The following is a 24526-nucleotide window of genomic DNA, read 5'->3' as shown; positions in this document are numbered from 1 at the left end:
GGAGTTATCCCCATGGCCGAAATCAAGGAAGCCCTCGTCCCCGATATCGGTGACTACAGCGATATCCCGGTAATCGAGGTGCTGGTCGCCGTCGGCGACACGGTCAAGAAGGACCAGGGGCTGGTCACGCTGGAAAGCGACAAGGCGACGATGGAAGTGCCCTCGTCGGTCGCCGGCGTGGTCAAGGAAATCAAGGTGAAGGTCGGCGACAACCTGTCCGAAGGCAAGGTCGTGGCGCTGATCGAAGTGGCCGACGGCGAGGCACCGGCCGCCAAGCCGGCCGCCGCCGCCGCGCCTGCGCCGGCAAAGGTCGAGACCCCTGCGCCGGCCGCCGCGAGTGCGCCTGCTCCTGCTGCCCCGGCTGCGGCCGCCAGCGGTGGCGCGGTGGAAGCGCTGGTGCCGGACATCGGCGATTACAGCGACATCCCGGTCATCGAAATCCTGGTCGCCGTCGGCGATACGGTGAAGAAGGACCAGGGCCTGGTCACGCTGGAAAGCGACAAGGCGACGATGGAAGTGCCCTCGTCGGTCGCCGGCGTGGTCAAGGAGATCAAGGTCAAGGTCGGTGACACCCTGTCGCAGGGCAAGCTGGTGGCGATCATTGAAGCCGAAGGCGCTGCGGCCCCGGCCCCGGCCGCGGGCAACGCTGCTGCGGCTCCGGCTGCCGCCGAAACCGCCACCAAGGTGGAGCCGGTCGCGGTCCAGCAGCAGCCGGACAAGCTGGCCCAGCGCGAAATCGACAGTGCCCCGTCCGCCGGTGCCCCGACCAGCCCGCCGGTGCAGTTCAATGCCGACAGCGTGCTGCCGGCCAAGGTGCCCTATGCCACTCCGGCGGTGCGCGTGTTCGCCCGCGAACTGGGCGTGGACCTGCTGCAGATCAGCGGCACCGAGAAGGGCGGCCGCATCACCAAGGGCGACGTGCAGAAGTTCGTCAAGGCTGCACTCACCGGCGGCGCTGCCGCTGGCGCGCCTGCATCGGCCGCTGCCGGCGGTGGCCTGAACCTGCTGCCGTGGCCGAAGGTCGACTTCAGCAAGTTCGGTGAAGTCGAGGTCCAGCCGCTGTCGCGCATTAAGAAGATTTCCGGTGCGAACCTGGCGCGCAACTGGGCCATGATCCCGCACGTCACCCAGTTCGAACAGGCCGACATCACCGATCTGGAAGCCCTGCGCGTGGCGCTGAACAAGGAGAACGAGAAGGCCGGCATCAAGCTGACCATGCTCGCCTTCCTGGTCAAGGCCAGTGCCGCGGCGCTGAAGAGGTTCCCGGAGTTCAACGCCTCGCTGGATGCCAGCGGCGAGAACCTGACCCTGAAGAAGTACTTCAACATCGGCTTCGCCGCCGACACCCCGAACGGCCTGGTCGTTCCGGTGGTCCGCGACGTCGACAAGAAGGGCGTGGTGCAGATCGCGCAGGAAAGCGGCGAACTGGCCAAGAAGGCGCGTGACGGCAAGCTGGGTCCGGCTGACATGAGCGGCGGCTGCTTCTCGATCAGCTCGCTCGGCGGCATCGGTGGCACCGCGTTCACGCCGATCGTCAACGCGCCGGAAGTGGCGATCCTCGGCGTGTCCAAGTCGTCCATCCAGCCGGTCTGGAATGGCAAGGAATTCGCACCGAAGCTGATGCTGCCGCTGTCGCTGAGCTACGACCATCGGGTCATCGACGGCGCACTGGCCGCACGCTTCACCACCTACCTGTCGCAGGTACTGGCGGACATGCGCCGCGTGCTGCTCTGACCGAGCCGGCAAGCCCCCTCCGTGTGGCCGCCGCACTGCGTGCGGCCGCGTGACGAACTGCAGCAGACGCCCGCCGGCCTTCCCGCGCGGGCATGAAGGAAACCACCATGGCCACGATTGAAGTCAAGGTTCCCGACATCGGTGATTACAGCGATGTGCCGGTGATTGAACTACTGGTCGCCGTCGGCGACACGGTGAAGAAGGACCAGGGTCTGTTGACCCTGGAATCGGACAAGGCAACGCTGGAAGTGCCGTCCTCGGCCGCCGGCGTGGTCAAGGAAGTGAAGGTCAAGCTCGGCGATACGCTGTCCGAAGGCGCCGTCGTGGTGCTGCTGGAAGCGGAAGGCGAGGGCGCTGCACCGGCTGCGCCGGCCAAGGCCGCTGCGCCCGCGGCCGCTGCACCGAACAGCAAGCCGCCGGTTACCCCGTCGCACCGCGCGCCGGCTGAACCGGCCGCGCCGAAGCCGGCGCTGGCGTCGGGCAAGGCTGCCGACATCGAATGCGCGATGGTCGTGCTGGGCTCCGGCCCGGGCGGTTATACCGCGGCCTTCCGCGCCGCCGACGTCGGCCTGGACACCGTCATCGTGGAACGTTACGCCAGCCTGGGCGGCGTCTGCCTCAACGTCGGCTGCATCCCGTCCAAGGCGCTGCTGCATGCCGCGGCGGTGATCGATGAAGTCGCCCATGCCGGCGATTTCGGCGTCGAATTCGGTGCGCCGAAGATCACCCTGGACAAGCTGCGCCAGTACAAGGAAAAGGTGGTCGGCCAGCTGACCAAGGGCCTGGCCGGCATGGCCAAGCAGCGCAAGGTGCGCAGCGTGCAGGGCGTGGGCCGCTTCGTATCGGCCAATGAACTGGAAATCACCGCTGAAGACGGCAGCACCCAGCTGCTGCGCTTCCAGCAGTGCATCATCGCGGCCGGTTCGCAGGCGGTGAAGCTGCCGAACTTCCCGTGGGACGACCCGCGCGTGATGGACTCCACCGATGCGCTGGAACTGGCCGACGTGCCGGGTTCGCTGCTGGTCGTCGGTGGCGGCATCATCGGGCTGGAAATGGCCACCGTGTATGCCGCACTGGGCAGCAAGGTCACCGTGGTGGAGTTCATGGACCAGCTGATGCCGGGCGCCGACAAGGACCTGGTCAAGCCGCTGGCGGACCGCCTGAAGAAGCAGGGCGTGGACGTGCACCTGAAGACCAAGGCGTCCGGCGTCACTGCCGACGCCAAGGGCGTGACGGTCACCTTCGAAGCCGCCGCCGAAGGCGAGACGCCGGCCTTGCCGCAAGGCACGTTCGACCGCGTGCTGGTGGCCGTGGGCCGCTCGCCGAACGGTGCCAAGATCGGTGCGGAGAACGCCGGCGTACAGGTGTCCGATCGCGGTTTCATCCCGGTTGACCGCCAGATGCGGACCAACGTGCCGCACATCTTCGCGATCGGCGACATCGTGGGCAATCCGATGCTGGCCCACAAGGCCACCCATGAGGGCAAGCTGGCCGCTGAAGTGGCTGCGGGGCACAAGAAGGAATGGGTCGCACGGGTGATTCCGTCGGTGGCCTACACCAACCCGGAAATCGCCTGGGTCGGCGTGACCGAAACCGAGGCGAAGGCCAAGGGCCTGAAGGTCGGCGTGGCGAAGTTCCCGTGGGCGGCCAGTGGCCGTGCCATCGGCATCGGTCGCACCGAAGGTTTCACCAAGCTGATCTTCGACGAGGAAACCCATCGCATCATCGGTGGCGCCATCGTCGGCGTGCACGCGGGTGACCTGCTGGCGGAAATCGGCCTGGCCATCGAGATGGGGGCGGAAGCCGAAGATATCGGCCACACCATCCACGCCCATCCCACGCTGAGCGAATCGGTGGCGATGGCCTCGGAAATCTACGACGGCACGATCACCGACCTGTACATGCCGAAGAAGAAGTAAGCCGGCACGCGCCGGGGCACTGCCCGGCGCACTTGCCCGGCAACAAAAAAAACCCCAGGCAAGCCTGGGGTTTCTTCATTGCGCGGATCGAGGGATCAGAACGACAGGCTGACGCCGGCCACCGGGCCCTTGAACTCCTGCTTCAGGCCGATCACGCCGTCGCTGCCCTTCTGGTCGACGTCCAGCTTGAACCAGTCGTAGCCGGCGAAGAGGCCGAAGTTGTCGGTCAGGCGGTATTCGACGATCGCGTTGGCGCGGCTCAGGTCGCCTTCGTAATCATCGAAGCTGCCCCAGCTGGTGTTGAGGTACTGGCCCTGCAGGTTGATCATCCAGCGGTCGGCCGGGTTGAAGGTCAGGCGCGCGCCAACCACCGGCGCCACGCCGTTCTCCTTTTCATCCAGGAAGCGGCCGTTGTAGACGTTGCCCAGGTCGGCATAGCCCTTGGCGCTGATCTGAGCCCATTCGGCACCGATCTGCAGGCCCAGGTCGAACCGGTCGGTGTCGACCACCGAGTAGTCATACACCAGAGTGGCGACCTGATACTTCAGTTCAGCCTTGACGAAGCTGCCTTCCGGCACGTTGATGTCGCCGAAAGCGATGCCGTCGTTGAGCGTCTCACGGCGGTCCTTGTCCCACTTGAAATAATCGAAGATCAGGCGCTGGCGGTCGCTGAAGCGGAACACGCCATCCACGCGCGGCTCCCATTCCTTGCCGCCCATGCTGAAATCTTCGTTAAGGTTCACGTCCTGGCCCGCGATGTTCGTGCTGCCGCGGATGGTGTTGTCGGTATCGATGTTCATCGCACCCAGACGCAGCGTGAAGCGGTCATCGCCCTCGGCAGCATGCGCGGTGGAAGCAAAGCCGGCGCCGACGGCGACCAGCGACAAAGCGAGCAGGGTAGGAATGGGGCGCATCGGCAGGAATCCTTGCAGTGGTTCAACGAAAAGTTGCGCCACTATCGCTATGTCCGCGTCCACCATGCGTGAGCGTATTGTGCAGGCGGCGTCTTCACAGGGGGCCTGTAGCGCCGGGCCATGCCCGGCGAGCGCCAAGGCAGAACAAAAAAAGTCCCGCCTGGCAGCGGCGGGACCCCATGCAGACCTGCAGAACTGCGCCGACGAGGATGAGAGAGTGCAGGTCGGAAGCTTGGACACACCGTCGCGACGAAAGTTCAATGCTGCACCGCCGCAAGGGCGGGAGCCCCGCTGGGCCTGATTGTCCCGCCCCCGGCAGGAAAAATCCCGGTCATCCCGCAACTTGCATCGATCCGGGATGAACACGCAGCGGTTGTCTCGCAAATTGTCCCATTGCTATAATTTGGCGGCTCGACGAGGCACCACGCTGCTGCCTCATGCCTTTCACTCCAAATGTGCGGGACGTCTCTGTGCTGAATTCCGTTGATCCGGGTCGGCGACTGATGCTGCGCGCCGCGGTCTACCCGCTGGCCGCGGTGATTGTCCTGGCCCTTGGCTTCCTGCTGGTGAGTCCGAAACATGCGCTTGGCGCACTGCTTTCCGGTCTCGCTGTTGCGGCGGGTGGCTGGGTGGCGGCACGGATGGCGTTGGGCGGCGGGGTACAGGCAGCCGGCTCGGCAATGGCCAGGCTGATCATCGCCGTCGTTGCCAAGTGGGTCGTGGTGTTTGGCGTGTTGATCGTAGGCATCCTGGTGTTCAGGCTGCCGGCGGTGGCACTGCTGGCCGGTATCGCGGTCGGCTTGATGTTCCAGGTCCTGGCTCTGGCCAGGCGTTGATCGAATTTCTTAATAACTAAGGTTCCGGACACATGGCAGGCGAGGCGCTGACACCCACCTCCTATATCCAGCATCACCTGCACAACCTCACCGTTGGGCACGGCAGCCCGTGGGCGCTGCACCTGGATACCATCGCCACGTCGGTCCTGATGGGTCTGGTGATGGTTTTCGCCTTCTGGATGGCGACCCGCAATGCCACGGCCGGCGTGCCGGGCAAGTGGCAGGCCTTCGTGGAGATCTGCCTGGAGTTCGTTGACCGCCAGGCCAAGGACACCTACCACGGCACCAGCAAGCTGGTGACCCCGATCGCGATCACGATCTTCTTCTGGATCCTCCTGATGAACCTCATCAAGATGATCCCGGCCGACTTCATCGCCGTGCCGCTGGAAATGCTCGGCGTGCCGTACTGGAAGCCGGTGCCGACCGCCGACGTCAATGCCACCCTGGGCATGTCGATCAGCGTGTTCTTCCTGATGCTGTTCTTCGCGCTGCGCGCCAAGGGCATCGGCGGCTTCACCAAGGAATTCCTGACCGCCCCGTTCGGCAAGTGGATGATGCCGTTCAACCTGATCCTGAACATCGTGGAATGGCTGAGCAAGCCGATTTCGCTGGCAATGCGACTGTTCGGCAACATGTTCGGCGGTGAAATCGTGTTCCTGCTGATCTGGGTGCTGGGCGGTGCAGGTATCGCCGGCATCTTCGCAGGTGCGTTCGCCGGCTTCGGCTGGATGCTGTTCCACCTGCTGGTGATTCCGCTGCAGGCCTTCATCTTCATGATGCTGTCCATCGTGTACCTGAGCCTGTCGGAAGACGCTCACTGATTTTCGCTGCACCCTTCATCCGTTAGTTTCCAAATCCCTTAGCAATCACGTTCCCGGAGAAAACCATGTACTTCGCCGTCCTGACCAATCTCGCCCAGGTCCAGAGCTCCACCGTCCTCGCCGTCGGCATCATGATCGGCCTGGCCGCGCTGGGCGCAGGCCTGGGTCTGGCCATCATGGCTGGTAAGTTCCTGGAATCGGCCGCGCGCCAGCCGGAACTGATCCCGGTGCTGCAGGTCCGCATGTTCATCACCGCCGGCCTGATCGATGCCGCGTTCATCATCTCGGTCGCCGTGGGCCTGCTGTTCGCCTTCGCCAACCCGATGGTCGGCGAGTTCGTCGCCCGCCTGCCGGCAGTGGCTGGCTGATCCAGCCCCAAGTGAAACGACCGGGCGCTTCGGCGCCTGGTTGCGGATGAAGGTTCGGAGGTGCCGCCCGCAAGGCGGCACGTCCACCCCGTCACCACTGACTGAGCGAAAACAATGGATATCGGTTTTACCCTCATCGCCCAGGCCCTGGCCTTTGCTGCCCTGATCTGGATCATCGCGACCAAGATCTGGCCGCCCCTGATGAACGCGATCGAAGAGCGCCAGCAGAAGATCGCTGAAGGTCTCGCCGCTGCCGATCGCAGCCAGAAGGACCTCGCCCAGGCACAGGACAAGGTCAACGAAGCGCTGAAGGAAGCCCGCGGCAAGGCCAATGAAATCATTGACCAGGCCCACGCGCGCGCCAACCAGATCGTTGAAGCCGCCAAGAACGAAGCGATCACCGAAGCCAACCGCCAGAAAGAACTGGCCCAGGCTGAAATCGACCTCGCTGCCAACCGTGCCCGCGAAGAACTGCGCAAGCAGGTTTCCGCACTGGCCGTAAGCGGCGCGGAGAAGCTGCTCAAGCGCGAAATCGATGCCAACGCCCACAAGGCGCTGCTCGACGAGCTGGCTTCGGAGATCTGACATGAGCCAGGCCCTCACGCTTGCCCGTCCCTACGCCCGCGCCGCTTTTGCGACCGCGCGCGACGAAGGTGCGTTCGCGCCGTGGTCGGACGCGCTTGCGTTCTCCGCCCACGTCGCTGCCGACCCGCGCGTGTCGGCCCTGCTCGCCAACCCGGAGCTGGGTCGCGACGATGCCGTCGCCCTGCTGGCACCGGAACAGCGCAGCGAGACCTTCTCGCGTTTCCTGTCCATCCTGGCCGATGCCCACCGCCTGCCGCTGCTGCCGGAAATCGCCGGCATGTACGACCAGCTGCGTGCCGAAGCCGAACACGTGGTCAAGGCCACCGTGACCTCGGCCAACGAACTGGCCGCCGGTGAACTGGATGCGATCAAGGCTGCCCTGCGCAAGCGCTTCGGCCGCGACGTGGAAGTGTCCACCGCGGTGGATGCCTCGCTGATCGGCGGCGCCGTGATCGACGCCGGTGACGTGGTCATCGACGGTTCGCTGAAGGGCAAGCTTGCCCGCCTGCAGACCGCGCTCGCTAACTGAATTCAATTACCGTCCGGCCTCAACGCCGGCACTAGGACTCGACGATGGCAACCACGCTCAACCCCTCCGAAATCAGCGAACTGATCAAGAACCGCATCGAGAAGGTCAAGCTGGCCGCGGAATCGCGCAACGAAGGCACCGTGACCAGCGTGTCCGACGGCATCGTGCGCATCTTCGGCCTGGCCGACGTGATGCAGGGCGAAATGATCGAACTGCCGAACAACACCTTCGCCCTGGCCCTGAACCTGGAGCGCGACTCGGTCGGCGCCGTGGTGCTGGGTGAATACCAGAACCTGCGCGAAGGCGACGTGGCCAAGACCACCGGCCGCATCCTGGAAGTGCCGGTTGGTCCGGAACTGCTCGGCCGCGTGGTGAACGCGCTGGGCGAGCCGATCGACGGCAAGGGCCCGCTGGGCACCCAGCTGACCGCTCCGGTGGAGCGCGTCGCCCCGGGCGTGATCTGGCGCAAGTCGGTCGACCAGCCGGTGCAGACCGGTTACAAGTCGGTCGACTCGATGATCCCGATCGGCCGCGGCCAGCGCGAGCTGGTCATCGGTGACCGCCAGACCGGCAAGACCGCCCTGGCCATCGATGCGGTGATCAACCAGAAGGACACCGGCATCAAGTGCGTGTACGTCGCGATCGGCCAGAAGGCATCGACCGTGGCCAACATCGTGCGCAAGCTGGAAGAAAACGGCGCCCTGGCCCACACCGTGGTCGTGGCCGCCACCGCGTCAGAATCGGCCGCGATGCAGTACATCAGCGCCTACTCCGGCTGCACCATGGGCGAGTACTTCATGGACCGCGGCGAAGACGCGCTGATCGTGTACGACGATCTGTCCAAGCAGGCCGTTGCCTACCGCCAGATCTCGCTGCTGCTGAAGCGCCCGCCGGGCCGTGAAGCCTACCCGGGTGACGTGTTCTACCTGCACTCCCGCCTGCTCGAGCGCGCTGCCCGCGTGTCCGAAGAGTATGTGGAGAAGTTCACCAACGGTGCGGTGACCGGCAAGACCGGTTCGCTGACCGCGCTGCCGATCATCGAGACGCAGGCCGGCGACGTGTCCGCGTTCGTGCCGACCAACGTGATCTCGATCACCGACGGCCAGATCTTCCTGGAAACCGACCTGTTCAACGCCGGTATCCGTCCGGCCGTCAACGCCGGTATCTCGGTGTCGCGCGTGGGTGGTTCGGCCCAGACCAAGATCATCAAGAAGCTGTCCGGCGGCATCCGTATCTCGCTGGCGCAGTACCGCGAGCTGGCTGCGTTCGCGCAGTTCGCTTCGGACCTGGACGAAGCCACCCGCAAGCAGCTCGAGCGCGGCCAGCGCGTCACCGAACTGATGAAGCAGAAGCAGTACGCCCCGATGTCGATCGCCAACCAGGCGCTGTCGATCTACGCCGTCAACGAGGGTTACCTCGACGACGTGCCGGTCAACAAGCTGCTGGCGTTCGAAGAAGGCCTGCACGCGCACTTCGCCAACACCCAGGGCGAGCTGATCGGCAAGGTCAACGCCACCGGCGGCTGGGACAATGACATCGAAGGTGCCTTCAAGAAGGGCATCACCGAGTTCAAGACCACCGGCAGCTGGTAACAGCGCACGTGGAGCGGGGCAGGTCCCCGCTCTACCGTTGAACATACGGGAATAAGAGATGGCAAGCGGACGCGAAATCAAAACCAAGATCAAGAGCGTGCAGAACACCCGCAAGGTGACGCGCGCGCTCGAGATGGTCTCGGCCTCCAAGATCCGCAAGGCGCAGGAGCGGATGAAGACATCGCGTCCGTACGCGCAGGCGATGAAGCAGGTGATCGGCCACCTGGCCCAGGCCAGCACCGATTACCAGCATGCGTTCCTGGTCGAGCGTGAACAGGTCAAGCGCGTGGGCTACATCGTGATCTCGTCGGATCGCGGCCTGGCCGGCGGCCTGAACAACAACCTGTTCCGCAAGACGCTGGGCGAAGCCCGTGCCTGGCAGGAAAAGGGTGCCGAAGTGGACATGGTGACGATCGGCCAGAAGGCATCGACCTTCTTCCGTCGCATCAAGGTCAACATGGTCGGCAGCGTGACCCACCTGGGTGACGTGCCGCGCCTGGAATCGCTGATCGGCGTGATCAAGGTGATGCTCGATGCATTCACCGAGGGCAAGGTCGACCGCGTGTACCTGGTGTACAACCGCTTCGTCAACACCATGACCCAGACCGCCAGCTTCGACCAGCTGCTGCCGTTGCCGGCCGCTGAAAAGCAGGTCGCGCACCACGACTGGGACTACCTGTATGAACCCGATGCCGCGACCGTGCTGGAGCACGTGATGACGCGTTACATCGAGTCGCTGGTGTACCAGGCGGTGCTGGAAAACGTTGCTTCCGAGCATGCGGCACGCATGGTGGCGATGAAGGCGGCCAGCGACAACGCGAACAAGCTGATCGGAACCCTGCAGCTGGTCTACAACAAGGCCCGCCAGGCAGCGATCACCCAGGAAATCTCCGAAATCGTCGGCGGCGCAGCAGCAGTTTGACGCGCACGTCCAAAGCACAAAATCCAGAGGATGCAGCAATGAGTCAGGGCAAGATCGTTCAGATCATCGGCGCGGTCGTCGACGTCGAGTTCCCCCGTGAGTCGGTACCGAAGGTGTATGACGCACTGAAGGTCGACAACACCGAAATCACCCTCGAAGTCCAGCAGCAGCTGGGCGACGGCGTGGTCCGCTGCATCGCCCTCGGTTCCACCGATGGCCTGAAGCGCAACCTGGTCGCCACCAACACCGAGCGCGGCATCTCCGTGCCGGTCGGCCCGGGCACCCTGGGTCGCATCATGGACGTGCTGGGTCGCCCGATCGACGAAGCCGGCCCGGTGGCCGCCAGTGACACGTGGGAAATCCACCGTGCCGCGCCGTCGTACGAAGACCAGTCCCCGGCCACCGAGCTGCTGGAAACCGGCATCAAGGTCATCGACCTGATGTGCCCGTTCGCCAAGGGCGGCAAGGTCGGCCTGTTCGGCGGCGCCGGCGTCGGCAAGACCGTCAACATGATGGAACTGATCAACAACATCGCCAAGGCGCACAGCGGCCTGTCCGTGTTCGCCGGCGTGGGTGAGCGTACCCGTGAGGGCAACGACTTCTACCACGAGATGAAGGACTCCAACGTCCTGGACAAGGTCGCGATGGTGTACGGCCAGATGAACGAGCCGCCGGGCAACCGCCTGCGCGTCGCGCTGACCGGCCTGACCATGGCCGAGTACTTCCGCGACGAGAAGGACGCGTCGGGCAAGGGCAAGGACGTGCTGCTGTTCGTCGACAACATCTACCGCTACACCCTGGCCGGTACCGAAGTGTCGGCACTGCTGGGCCGCATGCCGTCGGCCGTGGGCTACCAGCCCACCCTGGCCGAGGAAATGGGTGTCCTGCAGGAGCGCATCACCTCCACCAAGAATGGCTCGATCACCTCGATCCAGGCCGTCTACGTGCCGGCCGATGACTTGACCGATCCGTCGCCGGCGACCACCTTCGCCCATCTGGATTCGACCGTGACCCTGTCGCGTTCGATCGCCTCGCTGGGTATCTACCCGGCCGTGGATCCGCTGGATTCCACCAGCCGCCAGATGGACCCGCTGGTCATCGGCCACGAGCATTACGACACCGCCCAGCGCGTCCAGCAGACCCTGCAGAAGTACAAGGAACTGAAGGACATCATCGCCATCCTGGGCATGGATGAACTGTCCGAAGAAGACAAGCAGGCCGTGACCCGCGCCCGCAAGATCGAGCGCTTCTTCAGCCAGCCGTTCCACGTGGCGGAAGTGTTCACCGGTTCGCCGGGCAAGTACGTGTCGCTGAAGGACACCATCCGTGGCTTCAAGGCCATCGTCGATGGTGAGTACGACCACCTGCCGGAGCAGGCGTTCTACATGGTCGGCGGCATCGAAGAAGCGGTCGAAAAGGCCAAGAAGATGGCCGAAAAGGCCTGATCCGGATCGGGCGGGAGCGATCCTGCCCGACCTGACACCGGCGCTGGACACCCGTCCGCGCCGTGGCTCCTCCCCGGTGGCATCGTGCCGCCGCGAACAGTGAAGAGATTTGCATGAGCACGATCCGTTGCGACATCGTCAGCGCCGAGCAGGAAATCTTCCGGGGTGAAGCGACCCTGGTCGTGGCCACCGGTGAGCTGGGCGAGCTGGGCATCGCGCCCAAGCACGCACCGCTGATCACCCGCCTCAAGCCGGGCAAGGTGGTGGTCACCCAGGCCAATGGCGAGCAGCTGGACTTCTTCATCTCCGGCGGCATCCTGGAAGTGCAGCCGCAGGTGGTTACCGTGCTGGCTGACACCGCGATCCGCGCGCAGGATATCGATGAAGCATCGGTACGCAAGGCCAAGGAAGAAGCCGAGCGCATGCTGGCCAACCGGGGTGAAGGCATGGAGATCGCCGAGGCCCAGCAGAAGCTGGCCGAAGTGACTGCCCAGCTGCAGGCGCTGGAGCGCCTGCGCAAGAACCTGAAGCACTGAACTTCCGGGCGGGTTCGGTGGGTGACGACCGCGGGTCGTCACGCGCCATCTCCGCTGGTTGGTCCGACGCCGGCCCTGGGCCGGCGTTTGTATTTTCCGCGCATTGCCGATGGTGCCGGCCGAACTGTGCGCCGGTTCCTCGTGCTGGCGACCACGGGTGTTCACCCTAGGGGCTCCTTCTACCGGAAGGCATGCCATGCCTGTCCTCTCTTACTGCCGGGCAGTGCTTCTCGCCACGTTACTGCCTGCAGCCGCGCAGGCCACTGCGTGGCATGATCGACGTGGTAGACGAAAAGCTGCCTGCGCCATGGCTTGGCATCGCCCGGCGGCGCGGCGGGCCGGGCTGCACGAAGACGGTTGCGGAAGCGGTGGATGACCGCATGCAGGAGGCCCTCGGGCATGCCGCGCTGGTGCGGGCTATGATTGATCTTTGCCGCCCCGAGGCTGGCGGCATGCGCTGATAAAGCAAGGAGAGCAGGGTGCAGCAGACTATCGGCGCGGTTTCGCTCATCAACCGCTGGACCCGTTCAACCGCGACGCCAGGTTTCGCGTGGTGCGTAATGTGGCTGGTGCTGTGCCTGCCGTGGCTGCTCGGCGTCTGGACAATTCCCTTCGATGCCGTCCAGCAGTTTTTTCCTGCGGTGAGCTTCACCGCCCAGCAGCTGCTGCTGGGGGACGTCGCGTGGTGGAATCCTTACCTGCACGGCGGTTATCCGCAGCTGGCCGACCCGCAGATGATGACCCTGCAGCCAACCGTGGTGCTGCCGATGCTGCTGGCGCCTGCCTCGCTGCACTGGTTCACGGTGGTGATCCTGCTGCATGTGATGGTAGCGGGGATGGGTGCGTTGAAACTTGCGGCAACCCAAGGGTTACAGCGGTTGCCGCAGCTGATGTTCGCACTGGTTTTCCTGTTCGGCGGGGTCGCGGCGGCGCGCCTGCAGCACACCCCGATGATCGTCAGTTACTGCCTGCTGCCTTGGTTGTGGCTGGCGCTGGACCAGCTGCGGCATCATCTGCGCTGGCGTCATGCCGTGCTGGCCGGCGTTGTCGGGGGGCTGTGTGCGCTACAGCTGACCCAGGTCACCTACCTGATCGTGCTGGCGTGTGCGGTGTATGCCATCGCTGCGATCGCCATGGCGCGCGCCCGGCGCATCCGCCTGTGCCTGCAGCTTGCGACGGTAGGCGCGATGGCAGCGGCGATCAGTGCCCCCCAATGGCTGTCCACGTTCGCATGGCTGGCCCATACCAACCGTGATGGGGTGTCATTGCAGGCCGCCCTGCCGGGCGCCATCCACTGGCAATCGCTGGTCACGTTGCTGTCCGGCAATGTGTTCGAACAGGGACGCGGTGACAGCTGGGCGTTCGGGGATATCACCACCGACTATCTGTACATGGGGGCTGTGCCGCTGGCGGTGTGGCTTGCATGGGGTGGCGCGGTGGTGCGCAGCGATCCGCGCGGCGCGCGCATCGCGCTGGCGGTCTTCGTGCTGGCCGTGCTGTTCGCGCTCGGCGGGGCCACGCCCTTGTTCCCGTGGCTGTTCGGCTGGCTGCCGGGGCTGGACCTGTTCCGTCGCCCGTCGGATGGATTGTTCCTCGCCGTCCCGGCGGCGGCATGGCTGTCCGCGCATGCGCTGCAGTCGGCCCTGCAGCGCGATCCGTTGCGCCCGCACCTGCCATCGCTGCTGGTGGTGGTCATGCTGGCCGTTGCCGGTGCGTGGCTGGTCCTGGGCAGTGGACGCCTGCAGGGGGGGGCGTGGCTGGCAATCAGCGTCGCCATCGGGGCGGTCGCGGTGCGTCAGTTGATACGTCACCGTTCGCCGTCGCGCTGGCTGCTGGGACTGATGCTGCTGGACCTGCTGATGTTCAACGTCAGTACCTCGTTCAACGCGCGCAGCGCCACCCGTCCGGTGCTGACCGCAACGCGGCCCGGGCCGGCGCAGAGCGCGTACCAGCTGCTGTCCGCGCAGCGCAGCGAAGGCCTGCCCGAACGCGCATTGGCCTTCGGCATCGGGCCGTTGACCAATGGCGCGGCCGTCCATGGGCTGGCATTGGCCAATGGCTACAATCCGTTGCTCGACCGCCGCGCCCTGCAGATGCTCGGCATGCCCGGTGATCCGCTCGACAGCGTGCAGCAGAAACCGGAAACGCCATGGACGCCGGACTTCGATGCGCCGCTGTACGATCTGATCGGCGTGCGCTGGGTGCTGGCACCGACCGCGTTCCCGGGTTCGCATGCCTACGACGCCGAACTGCAGGTGATGCAACGTGACAGCATGCTGCCGCGGATGCTCAATCCCACGGCAGTGCGTCGTCATGATGAAGACCTGCCGCCTGCCGCGGCATTCAACCGGACCGACTTCAGCACCACGGTCTGGCTGCCCGGCGATACGCAGGCGGCGTGTGCCGATGCCGATGCGGGCAAGCTGCAGGTGGGCGCGACGGTCTACCGGGCCAGTGGGCTGAGCGTGCAGGTGGACGCGGCCGCGCCGGCGTGGCTGGTGGTCAATGAGGTGACCGCTCCGGGCTGGCAGGCCAGCGTGGATGGGGCGGCAGCACCGCTGATGCGCGCCAACGGACTGTTCCGTGCGGTCTGCGTACCGGCCGGTCGCCATCAGGTTGCGTTCCGTTTCAGTCCGCTGCAGTTGTGGCGCGACGGACTGGGCCAGCGCCTCGGCCGCTGAGGCCCGTGTGGAGTGAATTTGCCGGTCATGAAGCGGTAGCGCCGAGCCATGCCCGGCGGCATCGTTCAGGCCACGGCCCGCCGTGCTCGCCGAGCATGGCACGGCGCTACCGATGTGCTGCGCGATGGGTCAGCGGAACACCAGGCGCCGCATCAGCAGGAACGACAGCCCGGCCAGCCCGCCTTCCACCAGCGGCTTGGCCAACCATGCGTACTCCAGCCCCAACGCCTGATCGGCAGCAGCGACCAGCACCGTACTCAACGCGGTGAATACGGCCCACACTGCGATGAAACGGCCAAAGCGCTTCCATCCCAGCCGTTGCCTGCCGGCATCGGCAAAGGTGTAGCGCCCGTTGAGCCAGAAACCCAACAGCATCCCGCAGGCGCGTGCGATCAGGTTGCCCGGTACCACCGGCACGCCCAACGCGGTCACGGCGACGAACACGCACCAGTCCAGCAGCAGCTGGAGCAGGCCGACGACGAGGTAGGAGCCACCTTGGCGGAGCAGGGTCATGGACGGTAGATGCAGGATGCGTGAGTCATGTTAACGGCGGCCGTTCTAGAATGTCGCGAAACCATCGCGGACCCTTTTTCCCATGACCCAAGCCCTGCACGTCATCATCCTCGCCGCCGGCGCCGGCAAGCGCATGAAGTCCGTATTGCCGAAGGTGCTCCAGCCGGTGGCGGGACAACCCATGCTGGCCCATGTGATCGCCACCGCACGCGAGCTGAAGCCGGATGCGATCCACATTGTGTACGGCCATGGCGGTGATGCCGTGCGCGCGCATTTTTCCAGCCAGCCCGACCTGCTGTGGGCCGAGCAGTCGCAGCAGCTGGGCACCGGCCATGCCGTGGCGCAGGCGATGCCGGAGGTGCCGGACGCCGCGCAGGTGCTGGTGTTGTACGGCGACGTGCCGTTGATCCGCGCGCAGACCCTGCGCGAGCTGCTGGACCAGCCGGGCCGACTGGCGGTGCTGGCGGCGGAGATGGACGACCCGACCGGTTACGGGCGCATCGTGCGCGATGCCGAAGGCAAGGTCGGCTCGATCGTGGAGCAGAAGGATGCCAGCGAGGAACAACGCCGCATCCGCACCATCAACACCGGCATCATCACCGCCGAGTCCACCGCGCTGCGGCGCTGGCTCTCGCAGCTGTCCAATGCCAATGCGCAGGGCGAGTACTATCTGACCGATGTGTTCGCCTTCGCCGCCAACGAATACACTGCAGCGGAGATGAGCCTGGTCGCCGATCCGCAGGATGCCGAGGGCGCCAACGATCCGTGGCAGCTGGCGCAGCTCGAACGTGCCTGGCAGCAGCGCGCGGTGCGTGCACTGTGCGTGCAGGGCGCGCGCGTGCTGGACCCTGCCCGGGTTGATATCCGCGGCGAGGTGATCGTCGGCCGTGACGTGCAGATCGACGTCAACGTGATCCTGGAAGGCCGCGTGGAACTCGGCGACGGGGTCAGCATTGGTCCGTTCACCCGACTCAAGGATGTCACCCTGGGACCGGGCACCACCGTGCTGGCGCACTGCGACGTGGAAGGCGTGGTGACCGAAGGCGCGGCGCAGATCGGGCCGTTCGCACGGCTGCGCCCGGGTACCGTGCTGGCCGATGGCGTGCACGTGGGCAACTTCGTGGAAACCAAGAAGATCCGCATGGGCGTGGGCAGCAAGGCCAACCACCTGAGCTACCTGGGTGATGCGGTCATCGGCAGCAAGGTCAACATCGGCGCCGGCACCATCACCTGCAACTACGACGGGGTGAACAAGTCGCAGACCACGATCGGCGACAACGCCTTCATCGGTTCCAACAGTTCGCTGGTGGCACCGGTGCTGGTGGGCGAGGGCGCGACCATCGCCGCCGGATCGGTGATCACCCGCACCGCGCCGGATGGCCAGCTGACCGTGGCGCGCAGCCGCCAGCAGGTGATCGAAGGCTGGCAGCGACCGCAGAAGAAGTCCTGACGTGCCCGACCCCCGGTAGCGCCGAGGCATGCCCGGCGTCGCGGATCAGTTCTGCGGCAACAGCAACGACACGCACAGCCCGCCTTCGGTGCGGTTCTGCAGCGCGATGCGACCGCCGTGCGCTTCCACGATCTCGCGGGTGAGCGCCAGCCCCAGGCCGGTGCCGTTGCGCTTGGTCGAATAGAACGGGGTCAGGGCGTTCTGCAGCACCGCTTCGTTCATGCCCTTGCCGCGATCCAGTACATCCAGCCGCAGCCACTGCGGCAGGCGCGTGACCTTGACCCGCACATCGTCATTGGGCGGGTCGGACTCGGCGCAGGCTTCGTGTGCGTTCTTGACCAGGTTCAACAACGCCTGTCCGAGCTGGGCGATGTCCACCCGGCTGTGCAGGTCTTCATCCAGCGCGTCCATCTGGAACGGAATCTGCTGCTGCAGGCTGGCCAGGAACGGGGCCCAGTGCACGGTCTGCAACTGCGGCTGCGGCAACTTGGCGAACCGCGCATAGCCCCGGATGAAGCCTTCCAGATGGCGTGCGCGGTCTTCGATGGTGGAGAAGATCTCCGGCAGGCGGTCGAAGCGCTCGCGCTTGACCAGTTCACCGCCGGAGTGCGCCAGGGACGCAATGGGAGCCAATGAATTATTGAGCTCGTGGCTGATGACGCGGATGACTTTTTTCCAGGTCTGTACTTCCTGCCGGCGCAGTTCGGCGGTGAGCAGGCGGATCAGCAGCAGGTCGTGCGGCCGTCCATTGAGATGGAAGGCGCGCCGCGAAAGATGATAGATCTGCTCATCTTCCTCGTCCTCGCTGTCCTCTTCGCGCACGGCGAACAGGCTGTCGCCGCCACGCGAAATGGCGTCGCGCAGGGCGATCGGCATCTGTTCCAGCAGTTCGGCCAGGCGCTGGCCTTCCAGCTTGAACCCACCGTGCAGCAGCTTGCGCGCGGCCAGGTTGGAGAACACCACGCGCTGCAGCCCATCGCCGCCGGCGGCCAGCAGCAGCATCGCCACCGGCGTGTTCTGCACCATGGTGTCCAGCAGCAGTTCGCGCTGCACCAGCGCTTGCCGCTGCTCCCGCAGCACGTCGCCCAGTTCGCGGTGCGCGTCCACCAGGTGCCCCAGTTCATCGCGTGCCGGCCAGTGCACGCTGAAGTTGAACTCGCCGTCCTTGTAGCTGCTGACCACGCCGGACAGGGCGCGCATCAGCGAACGCACCGGTGCGATGGCGCGGTTCAGGCTGAACCACATCAACGCCAGCAGCACGATGCCCGACAGGATCGCCACGCCCCAGCCGTGGTCCATCCAGTACGCCAGCAGCCACGGGAGTGCGGCCGCCAGGGCCAGCACCGGCAGCAGGCGCAGGAACAGCTGGAAAGTGAAGGAGCGCTGCCTCATTCGCGTGGAATGCCGAAGCGGTCCATGCGCCGATACAGGGCCTGCCGGCTCAGACCGAGTTCGGCGGCGGCCTGGGCAATGATGCCGTGGTTGCTGGCCAGCGCGGTTTCGATGCGCTGGCGGTCGGGGTCGACCGTCATGCCGGTGCCACGCGGGGCGGCCGGCGCGCGCGGCAGGTTGAGGTCGGCCACGTCGATGCGGTTGCCGATGGCCAGCAGTTCGGCGCGCTGGATCACGTTGCGCAGCTCGCGCACGTTGCCCGGCCACGGGTGGCGCTGCAATGCCGTGCTGGCTGCTGCGGACAGCGGCTTGTCGCCTGCCAGGAAATGTTCGGCCAGCGGCACGATATCGCCGGGCCGCTCGGCCAGCGGCGGCAGCGTCAGTTCGACCGTGTTGAGCCGGTAATACAGGTCCTCGCGGAAGCTGCCGTCGCGGATCATCGCGCCCAGGTCGGCATTGGTGGCACTGACCACGCGCACCTTGACCTGGCGTTCGCGGTTGGAGCCGAGCCGTTCGAAACGACCGGTTTCCAGCACGCGCAGCAGCTTCATCTGGCCGCCCAGCGGCAGGTTGCCGATCTCGTCCAGGAACAGCGTGCCGCCGTCGGCGGCTTCAAACTTGCCCTCGCGTGCCTTGTTGGCGCCGGTGTAGGCACCGGCTTCGGCACCGAACAGTTCCGCTTCGATCAGCTCGGCCGGCAGCGCGCCACAGTTGACCGTCACGAACGGGCCCTTGGCCACCGCCGAGTTGGCCTGGATGATCTGGGCGATCTTTTCCTTGCCGGCGCCGTTGGGACCGGTGATCAGCACCGGCAGCGTCGACCGCGCGACCTGGCAGGCCAGCGCGATCACCCGTTCGCTGGCCGGATCGGCGAATACCGCACCGCACAGGTCGTAGCGCTGTTCCAGGTCGCTGCGCTGGCGCTGCTCGCGCTGTCGGCGGCGATCCAGTTCACTGCGCGCTTCGGACAGTTCCAGCAGGTTGTTGACCGTGGTCAGCAGCTTGCGGTCGTCCCAGGGCTTGGGCAGGTAATCGGCCGCGCCGGCCTTCACCAGTTCCACCGCCGTGCCGAGGTGGGTCCACGCGGTCAGCAGGATCACCGGCAGGTCCGGGTGTGCTTCACGGATGCGGGCGAACAGTGCTTCACCTTCTTCGCCGGAGGTGGTGTCCTCGGTGAAGTTCATGTCCTGGATGACCAGGTCCACGGGATGTTCGCGCAGCAGGGCCAGGCCCTGTTCCGGCGACGTCGCCTGCAGGGTGTCGATGTCGTGCAGCGAGAACAGCACGTCCAGCGCGGTGGCCACGCTGGTGTTGTCGTCGATGATCAGGATCGCGGGCATGCGGCAGCTTCTGTTGGCGCCGAGCCGTGCTCGGCGGAACATGGGCGCCGGGCAGGGCACGGCGCCATGGACATCATGGGAGCAGGATATACAAGCCGGGGCGGGTACGCCTCAGCTGCCGCGGGTGGCCACCGCCGGCGGCACCGCCGCGGCGCGCCGGGCCGGGCCGAACACCGCCACCTGGCCCAGCAACCACAGCAGCACCGCGCCCACCGGCAGGTAGACCAGCGGCATGCGTGGCAGCTCGTAGGTATTCATCAGCGCCAGGTTGATCGCGTAGGCGGCCAGCATGCCCAGCACGATGCCGACCGTGGCGAGCAGGAAGTTCTCGGTCTGGAAGTAGCGCAGGATCTGCCCCCGCGTGGCCCCCAGGGCGCGGCGGATGCCGATCTGCTTGCTGCGCTGCTGCACCCAGAAGCTGGCCAGCCCGACGATGCCCAGTGCGGTCACCACCAGCAGGGCCACGCACACGGTGATCAGCAGGCCGACCATCGCCCGGTCGTTCTTGAAGTAGCTGTCACGCTGCTCTTCGTAGGTGAGTTTCTCGCGCACCAGCCGGTTCGGATCGTTGCGTTCCAGTGCCGCCAGCGCAGCGGCCAGCACCTCCTGGCGGCGCTGCGGATCGGTACGCAGCAGGTACGGGCCTTCGGTGAAGTCGGTCCGCATCGGCAGCAGCAACGACATGTCGGTGTTGTCATCCCAGCCGGTGGGCGTGGCCAGGTAGTCCACGATGCCGACCACGTGCACCGGCTGGTTGCCGATGTAGACCGTCTTGCCGACCGCGGACTGACCCGGGAACAGGCGGTTGGCGGCCGCCTGGCTGAAGATGCCTGAAATCGCCTTGGTACTGGGGAATTCCTTCATCGCCGCTTCGCGGTCGACGAATTCGCCCGGCTGGAAGTCACGTCCCGCCACCAGGTTCAGGCCGAGCGTGGGCAGGGCATTTTCGTTGACGTTGTACATGGTCGAATGGATGGTCGGCTTCTCCTGCTCCGGCGTCAGCGAGATGCCGCTGTTGGAGGAGCTGGTGCGGAACGGCAGCTGGCTGGCCCGGGTCACGCTGGTGACGCCGGGGATCGCACGCAGCGAGGCGATGTCTTCGCGGGTGCGTGCCATGGCATCGGTCTGCTTGCCGATGCCGCTCACCCGCACGACCACCAGTTCTTTTTCGGCCAGGCCGCTGGGCTGGCTGATCTTTTCGATGCGCTGGCTGACCAGGAACAGCGCGTTGCAGACGATGGCGCAGGTCAGCGCGACTTCAAGCACGATCAGCGAGGCGGCGGTCTTGTGCCGGCGCAGGGTGCTGAGGATGGGGCGGATGTCCATGATGATTCCTCGTTGACGTGCTTACTGCGACTTGAGCTGGATGGCCGGGGTGACCTGCATCGCGCGCCACGCCGGCAGCATGCCGGCGGCCAGGCTGGCGAACAGGGTCAGGCCGAGGGCGAGCAGCAGCATGCTGCCGTCCAGGTGGGCCAGCTTTGCGTACTCCACCGGCTGCTGGCGCACGGCGTACAGGCCGATCAACGCCAGCCCGATGCCCAGCACGCCGCCGGCCACGCCGACCGCGCCGGCTTCCACCACGCACTGCAGGAAGATCTGGCCACGGCTGGCGCCGAGTGCACGACGCACGCCGATTTCACCGCTGCGGCGCAGGAACTTGGCCAGCAGCAGGCCGACCGTGTTGATCAGGCACACCACCAGGAAGCCCAGTGCCAGCCAGACCTGCAGGCGCACGTCGCTGGGCACGGCCTTCTTGTAGTCCAGCCATTCCATCACTGTCGACAGGCGGGTGTTGGCCGGGCGCTGGAAGCGTCCCGCCGCGCGCTGCTGGTCGGAGTAGTTGACCAGGTACTGGCGGTAGTCATCGGCCTTGGCCGGGTCCAGTTCAACCCAGAACTGCAGCCACGTGCAGGGTGCGTTGAGGTCCGAACTGGAGCCGGTGGGCGCGGTATCCCCGAAACAGTTCATGTTGCCGGTGCTGCCCAGCTTGAGGTCGACCGAGGTGGAGAACGGCAGCAGCACGTCTTCTTCCTGGCCGTAGGCACTGAAGGACAGGTCGAAGAAGCGCGGTTCTGGCTGCCATGCCTTCAGCACGCCGACCACGCGCAGTGAATGCCCACTGATGGTCAGGTTGCGGCCGACACTGTTGGCCCCGTTGAACAGCTTGTCATTGAGCGCCTTGGACAACACCACGACACGACTGCGGCCTTCGTCGTCGGCGGCGGTCCACGGGTTTCCGTACTGGAACGGCACCTCGAACATCGGGAAGAAGTCGGCCGAGGTATAGCGCGAATCCACCGAGAACGGCTTCAGCGTGCTGCCGTCGGGCACGATGGTGGCGCCGCCGGCGGTCATCACCGCCTGGTGCTGTCCGCGCTTTTCGCGCAGCAGCGCTTCGGCATCGAAGCGGGTCATCTGCTCTTCGGGCTCTTCGCCGGGGACGTAGCCCGACTTCGGGCGCGGATCCAGCTGCACGTAGAACAGCCGATCGCTCTTGCCCGGGATCGGATCGCCGGACAGCACGTGGAAGACGGTCAGGGTGGTCATCGAAGCGCCAATGCCCAGCGCGATGGCCACCACCATCAACGCGGTCAGCACCTTGTTGCGGCGGAAGCTGCGCAGGGCGAGGCGGACGTAGTAGGCGAACATGGCGGGCCTCACTCGTTGACGGCGGCAATGCGCCGCGCGGTGGCCAGCACCGGCTCGCGCAGCAGGTCGGTGACCTGGCCGTCCACGATGTGCACGTTGCGCTGCGCACGGGCGGCCAGTTCGGGATCGTGGGTGACCATCACGATGGTGGTGCCGGCAGCGTTGATCTCCTCCAGCAGCTCCATCACCCCGCGCGCCATCGTGCTGTCCAGGTTGCCGGTCGGCTCATCGGCCAGCAGCAGGCGCGGGCTGCCGGCCAGTGCACGGGCGATGGCGGCACGCTGCTGCTGGCCACCGGACAACTCGCTGGGATAGTGCTTCATGCGCGAACCCAGGCCGACCTGGCTCAGCGCCTTCTCGATGCGTTCGCGGCGCTCGGCCGCGGACATGCCGCGGTAGCGCAGCGGTACGTCGACGTTGTCGAACAGATTGAGATCGGGGATCAGGTTGAAGCCCTGGAAGATGAAGCCGATCTTCTGGTTGCGCAGGCGGCTGCGCGCATCGTCGCCCAGCGTGCTCACATCCTGGCCATCGAGCAGGTAGGTGCCGCTGGTGAAGGTCTCCAGCAGGCCGGCGATATTGAGGAAGGTGGTCTTGCCCGAGCCGGACGGACCGGTCACGGCGACGAACTCGCCTTCGTTGACCAGCAGGTCCAGCGAACGCAGGGCATGGGTTTCGACCTGTTCGGTGCGGAACACTTTGGCGACAGCGCGCATCTCAAGCATGGTTCTCTCCAGATTCGGTAAGGGGGATGTCAGTTGATGGAAACGCGCTCGGCGTCCTTGAACAGGTCGCTGCCGGCGACCACGATGCGATCTCCCGGCTGCACGCCGGACAGGATCTCCACTTCGCCCAGGCTGCTCACGCCCAGCTGCACGGGTCGGCGCACGGCGGTGTTGCCGTCCATGACGTAGGCATTGCCGGTGCCCTGTTCGACGAACGGGCCACGCTCGACCTTCAGCACGTCCTTGCGCGTATCCAGCAGCACGCGCACGGACATGCGCTGGCTCTGGCGCAGACCGGCCGGCTGCTTGTCAGCGAAGCGCACGCGGGCAGTGACCTCGCCGTTGACCACCTCCGGCGACACCGCGCTGATCTCGCCGGCGAACGGCTGGCCACTGCCGCTGGTCAGCTGCGCGGGCATGCCGATCGCCAGGTCGCGGGCAAAGCTTTCCGGCACCTTGATCTCGATTTCGAAGTTGGACAGGTCGACCACGCCCAGCACCGGCGCATTGGCGACCAGGTTGGTGTGCTGCACGGCCTGCACCTGGCCGACCTGGCCGTCGAACGGGGCGCGCAGGGTCAGCGCGTCCACCTGGCGCTTGACCTCGGCCACCACCGCACGCTGGCGGTCGGCCAGCAGGCGCTTGTTGCGCGCATCCAGGTCCGCACCCTGGCCCTGCAGGCGGGTGTCGGCCTGGGCGTTCACCAGGTTGATGTCGGCCTTCTTCAACGCGTCCTGCGCGCGTGCCAGGTCGATCTGCGGCACCGCGCCGCCATCGAAACCGCGCTGGTAGCGCTGCAGGTCGCGTTCGGCGGCCACTTTCTCGATGCCGGCCTGGTCGGTGTCCTTGCGCGACTTGGCGCGGGTCAGGGTGGCATCCAGCGCGGCACGGCTGGATTCGGCTTCCAGCCCGGCCAGGGTGGCCTCTTCCTGGGCCAGCTTGCTGCGCAGTTCCGGGCTGTCGATCAGCGCCAGCTCCTGGCCCTTCTTGACCACGTCACCGGCCACCACCTTCAGGGTCACGGTGCCGGCCGAGATCGCATACAGCACCGGGCTGTTGGCCGCGATCACCCGGCCGTCGGCGGCGATGTCGCGCACCAGGTCGCCGCGCTCCACCTGCGCGATGCGCACCCGGCTGCTGTCGAAGGAACGGCTGGCGTTGAGCCAGCCATGCACGGCGAAGGCGATGCCGGCCAGTACCAGCAGCGCGGCGAGCGCGGGCCAGCGGTAACGGCGCCAGGTGCTGGCGGCCGAACCGGGCGTGGACGTGGACGTGGAAACGATCTGGTCCTGGGCGGAAGTGTCGCGGATCATCGAAGGGCCTGGGTGGTCGGACTGCCGGTAATGAAGCAGGGAGCGTGCCAACTTCCCATTCCTTTACGATCAAGCAGTTGCGTTGTCCCAACGGGTGTCCGAGTGTCCGCGGACACCCGTGCGGACACTTTCGTTAAGCGGCCAGACGGCCCGGGCGGACACTCACGCTAGAATGGCCACATCAACACCAAGGAATGCGGGTCTATGTGCGGAATCGTGGGTGCGATCGCTGATCGCGATGTGGTGCCGGTGCTCATCG

22 protein-coding genes are annotated in these 24526 nt (G+C 65.9%); 14 read left to right on the top strand and 8 right to left on the bottom strand.

The window, feature by feature from the left end:
• Positions 1-12 precede the first annotated feature (12 nt).
• Together aceF and lpdA are read left to right on the top strand one after the other, a co-directional pair.
• Complete coding sequence (gene aceF / locus RTX79_RS07660) at positions 13-1734, top strand: dihydrolipoyllysine-residue acetyltransferase (protein ID WP_312683042.1); 1722 nt, start codon at positions 13-15, stop codon at positions 1732-1734.
• A 107-nt stretch (positions 1735-1841) separates the two neighbouring features.
• Positions 1842-3653, top strand: coding sequence for a dihydrolipoyl dehydrogenase (lpdA, locus tag RTX79_RS07655; RefSeq protein ID WP_312683041.1), 1812 nt, complete (start codon positions 1842-1844; stop codon positions 3651-3653).
• 95 nt (positions 3654-3748) lie between these two features.
• Here lpdA and RTX79_RS07650 read toward each other — a convergent pair whose 3' ends face one another.
• On the bottom strand, positions 3749-4558 hold the full coding sequence (locus RTX79_RS07650; protein WP_312683171.1) for a hypothetical protein: 810 nt from the start codon (positions 4556-4558) through the stop codon (positions 3749-3751).
• Positions 4559-5037: 479 nt separating this feature from the next.
• Between RTX79_RS07650 and RTX79_RS07645 the strand changes: the two genes are divergently transcribed.
• The 11 genes from RTX79_RS07645 (at position 5038) to RTX79_RS07595 (ending at position 14882) form a co-directional block, all read left to right on the top strand.
• A complete protein-coding gene (locus RTX79_RS07645; protein WP_312683040.1) occupies positions 5038-5403 on the top strand; it encodes a hypothetical protein in 366 nt (121 codons plus the stop codon).
• A gap of 32 nt (positions 5404-5435) precedes the next feature.
• Positions 5436-6224, top strand: a complete 789-nt coding sequence (gene atpB / locus RTX79_RS07640; protein ID WP_057508092.1) for a F0F1 ATP synthase subunit A — start codon at positions 5436-5438, stop codon at positions 6222-6224.
• 65 nt (positions 6225-6289) lie between these two features.
• Positions 6290-6592, top strand: coding sequence for a F0F1 ATP synthase subunit C (atpE, locus tag RTX79_RS07635; RefSeq protein WP_042614569.1), 303 nt, complete (start codon positions 6290-6292; stop codon positions 6590-6592).
• Positions 6593-6706: 114 nt separating this feature from the next.
• The gene (locus tag RTX79_RS07630; protein WP_042614570.1) at positions 6707-7177 is read left to right on the top strand and encodes a F0F1 ATP synthase subunit B; all 471 of its coding nucleotides are present in this window, start codon (positions 6707-6709) and stop codon (positions 7175-7177) included.
• A 1-nt stretch (position 7178) separates the two neighbouring features.
• On the top strand, positions 7179-7706 hold the full coding sequence (locus RTX79_RS07625; RefSeq protein ID WP_057508091.1) for a F0F1 ATP synthase subunit delta: 528 nt from the start codon (positions 7179-7181) through the stop codon (positions 7704-7706).
• 44 nt (positions 7707-7750) lie between these two features.
• Positions 7751-9298 carry a F0F1 ATP synthase subunit alpha gene (atpA, locus tag RTX79_RS07620; protein WP_101101212.1) on the top strand — a complete coding sequence of 516 codons (1548 nt, stop codon included), beginning with the start codon at positions 7751-7753 and terminating at the stop codon, positions 9296-9298.
• 58 nt (positions 9299-9356) lie between these two features.
• Positions 9357-10220: a F0F1 ATP synthase subunit gamma gene (gene atpG / locus RTX79_RS07615; protein ID WP_042614573.1), complete on the top strand. Its 864-nt coding sequence runs from the start codon at positions 9357-9359 to the stop codon at positions 10218-10220.
• Between the two features lie 38 nt (positions 10221-10258).
• Positions 10259-11665 carry a F0F1 ATP synthase subunit beta gene (atpD, locus tag RTX79_RS07610; RefSeq protein ID WP_042614574.1) on the top strand — a complete coding sequence of 469 codons (1407 nt, stop codon included), beginning with the start codon at positions 10259-10261 and terminating at the stop codon, positions 11663-11665.
• Between the two features lie 113 nt (positions 11666-11778).
• Positions 11779-12201 carry a F0F1 ATP synthase subunit epsilon gene (locus RTX79_RS07605; protein WP_309683312.1) on the top strand — a complete coding sequence of 141 codons (423 nt, stop codon included), beginning with the start codon at positions 11779-11781 and terminating at the stop codon, positions 12199-12201.
• 272 nt (positions 12202-12473) lie between these two features.
• The gene (locus tag RTX79_RS07600; protein WP_312683039.1) at positions 12474-12662 is read left to right on the top strand and encodes a hypothetical protein; all 189 of its coding nucleotides are present in this window, start codon (positions 12474-12476) and stop codon (positions 12660-12662) included.
• An 18-nt stretch (positions 12663-12680) separates the two neighbouring features.
• Positions 12681-14882, top strand: coding sequence for a hypothetical protein (locus RTX79_RS07595; protein ID WP_312683038.1), 2202 nt, complete (start codon positions 12681-12683; stop codon positions 14880-14882).
• 129 nt (positions 14883-15011) lie between these two features.
• Here RTX79_RS07595 and RTX79_RS07590 read toward each other — a convergent pair whose 3' ends face one another.
• On the bottom strand, positions 15012-15395 hold the full coding sequence (locus RTX79_RS07590) for a GtrA family protein (RefSeq protein ID WP_312683037.1): 384 nt from the start codon (positions 15393-15395) through the stop codon (positions 15012-15014).
• 82 nt (positions 15396-15477) lie between these two features.
• Here RTX79_RS07590 and glmU point away from each other — a divergent pair, with 82 nt between their 5' ends.
• Positions 15478-16845 (top strand): bifunctional UDP-N-acetylglucosamine diphosphorylase/glucosamine-1-phosphate N-acetyltransferase GlmU, encoded by a 1368-nt coding sequence (gene glmU, locus RTX79_RS07585; RefSeq protein WP_312683036.1) that lies wholly within the window; start codon positions 15478-15480, stop codon positions 16843-16845.
• A gap of 45 nt (positions 16846-16890) precedes the next feature.
• Here the strand turns inward: glmU and RTX79_RS07580 are convergent, their stop codons facing one another.
• The 6 genes from RTX79_RS07580 to RTX79_RS07555 all read right to left on the bottom strand — a co-directional run bounded on the left by RTX79_RS07580 (position 16891) and on the right by RTX79_RS07555 (position 24267).
• Complete coding sequence (locus tag RTX79_RS07580) at positions 16891-18237, bottom strand: sensor histidine kinase (RefSeq protein ID WP_123698909.1); 1347 nt, start codon at positions 18235-18237, stop codon at positions 16891-16893.
• A complete protein-coding gene (locus RTX79_RS07575) occupies positions 18234-19577 on the bottom strand; it encodes a sigma-54-dependent transcriptional regulator (protein WP_312683035.1) in 1344 nt (447 codons plus the stop codon). Before RTX79_RS07575 ends, RTX79_RS07580 begins: the two co-directional genes overlap by 4 nt.
• Before the next feature lie 111 nt (positions 19578-19688).
• Positions 19689-20903, bottom strand: a complete 1215-nt coding sequence (locus RTX79_RS07570; RefSeq protein WP_312683034.1) for an ABC transporter permease — start codon at positions 20901-20903, stop codon at positions 19689-19691.
• A gap of 21 nt (positions 20904-20924) precedes the next feature.
• The gene (locus tag RTX79_RS07565) at positions 20925-22229 is read right to left on the bottom strand and encodes an ABC transporter permease (RefSeq protein ID WP_309683337.1); all 1305 of its coding nucleotides are present in this window, start codon (positions 22227-22229) and stop codon (positions 20925-20927) included.
• A gap of 8 nt (positions 22230-22237) precedes the next feature.
• Entirely contained in the window at positions 22238-22954 is a 717-nt protein-coding gene (locus tag RTX79_RS07560) for an ABC transporter ATP-binding protein (RefSeq protein ID WP_057508082.1), read from the bottom strand.
• A 29-nt stretch (positions 22955-22983) separates the two neighbouring features.
• Positions 22984-24267 (bottom strand): efflux RND transporter periplasmic adaptor subunit, encoded by a 1284-nt coding sequence (locus RTX79_RS07555; RefSeq protein ID WP_312683033.1) that lies wholly within the window; start codon positions 24265-24267, stop codon positions 22984-22986.
• Positions 24268-24526 lie beyond the last annotated feature (259 nt).

This window comes from Stenotrophomonas chelatiphaga, assembly GCF_032054965.1.
Classification (GTDB): Bacteria; Pseudomonadota; Gammaproteobacteria; order Xanthomonadales; family Xanthomonadaceae; genus Stenotrophomonas; species Stenotrophomonas chelatiphaga.
Note: the sequence above shows the minus strand (reverse complement) of the source record. Positions and strands in the feature narration are given on the sequence as shown.

What these genes read in the sequence shown, in the direction of transcription:
- aceF (WP_312683042.1), top strand. Translation starts at nt 13, where the DNA reads ATGGCCGAAATCAAGGAAGCCCTCGTCCCCGATATCGGTGACTACAGC.
- lpdA (WP_312683041.1), top strand. Translation starts at nt 1,842, where the DNA reads ATGGCCACGATTGAAGTCAAGGTTCCCGACATCGGTGATTACAGCGAT.
- atpB (WP_057508092.1), top strand. Translation starts at nt 5,436, where the DNA reads ATGGCAGGCGAGGCGCTGACACCCACCTCCTATATCCAGCATCACCTG.
- atpE (WP_042614569.1), top strand. Translation starts at nt 6,290, where the DNA reads ATGTACTTCGCCGTCCTGACCAATCTCGCCCAGGTCCAGAGCTCCACC.
- RTX79_RS07630 (WP_042614570.1), top strand. Translation starts at nt 6,707, where the DNA reads ATGGATATCGGTTTTACCCTCATCGCCCAGGCCCTGGCCTTTGCTGCC.
- RTX79_RS07625 (WP_057508091.1), top strand. Translation starts at nt 7,179, where the DNA reads ATGAGCCAGGCCCTCACGCTTGCCCGTCCCTACGCCCGCGCCGCTTTT.
- atpA (WP_101101212.1), top strand. Translation starts at nt 7,751, where the DNA reads ATGGCAACCACGCTCAACCCCTCCGAAATCAGCGAACTGATCAAGAAC.
- atpG (WP_042614573.1), top strand. Translation starts at nt 9,357, where the DNA reads ATGGCAAGCGGACGCGAAATCAAAACCAAGATCAAGAGCGTGCAGAAC.
- atpD (WP_042614574.1), top strand. Translation starts at nt 10,259, where the DNA reads ATGAGTCAGGGCAAGATCGTTCAGATCATCGGCGCGGTCGTCGACGTC.
- RTX79_RS07605 (WP_309683312.1), top strand. Translation starts at nt 11,779, where the DNA reads ATGAGCACGATCCGTTGCGACATCGTCAGCGCCGAGCAGGAAATCTTC.
- RTX79_RS07600 (WP_312683039.1), top strand. Translation starts at nt 12,474, where the DNA reads ATGATCGACGTGGTAGACGAAAAGCTGCCTGCGCCATGGCTTGGCATC.
- RTX79_RS07590 (WP_312683037.1), bottom strand. Translation starts at nt 15,395, where the DNA reads ATGACCCTGCTCCGCCAAGGTGGCTCCTACCTCGTCGTCGGCCTGCTC.
- glmU (WP_312683036.1), top strand. Translation starts at nt 15,478, where the DNA reads ATGACCCAAGCCCTGCACGTCATCATCCTCGCCGCCGGCGCCGGCAAG.
- RTX79_RS07580 (WP_123698909.1), bottom strand. Translation starts at nt 18,237, where the DNA reads ATGAGGCAGCGCTCCTTCACTTTCCAGCTGTTCCTGCGCCTGCTGCCG.
- RTX79_RS07575 (WP_312683035.1), bottom strand. Translation starts at nt 19,577, where the DNA reads ATGCCCGCGATCCTGATCATCGACGACAACACCAGCGTGGCCACCGCG.
- RTX79_RS07570 (WP_312683034.1), bottom strand. Translation starts at nt 20,903, where the DNA reads ATGGACATCCGCCCCATCCTCAGCACCCTGCGCCGGCACAAGACCGCC.
- RTX79_RS07565 (WP_309683337.1), bottom strand. Translation starts at nt 22,229, where the DNA reads ATGTTCGCCTACTACGTCCGCCTCGCCCTGCGCAGCTTCCGCCGCAAC.
- RTX79_RS07560 (WP_057508082.1), bottom strand. Translation starts at nt 22,954, where the DNA reads ATGCTTGAGATGCGCGCTGTCGCCAAAGTGTTCCGCACCGAACAGGTC.
- RTX79_RS07555 (WP_312683033.1), bottom strand. Translation starts at nt 24,267, where the DNA reads ATGATCCGCGACACTTCCGCCCAGGACCAGATCGTTTCCACGTCCACG.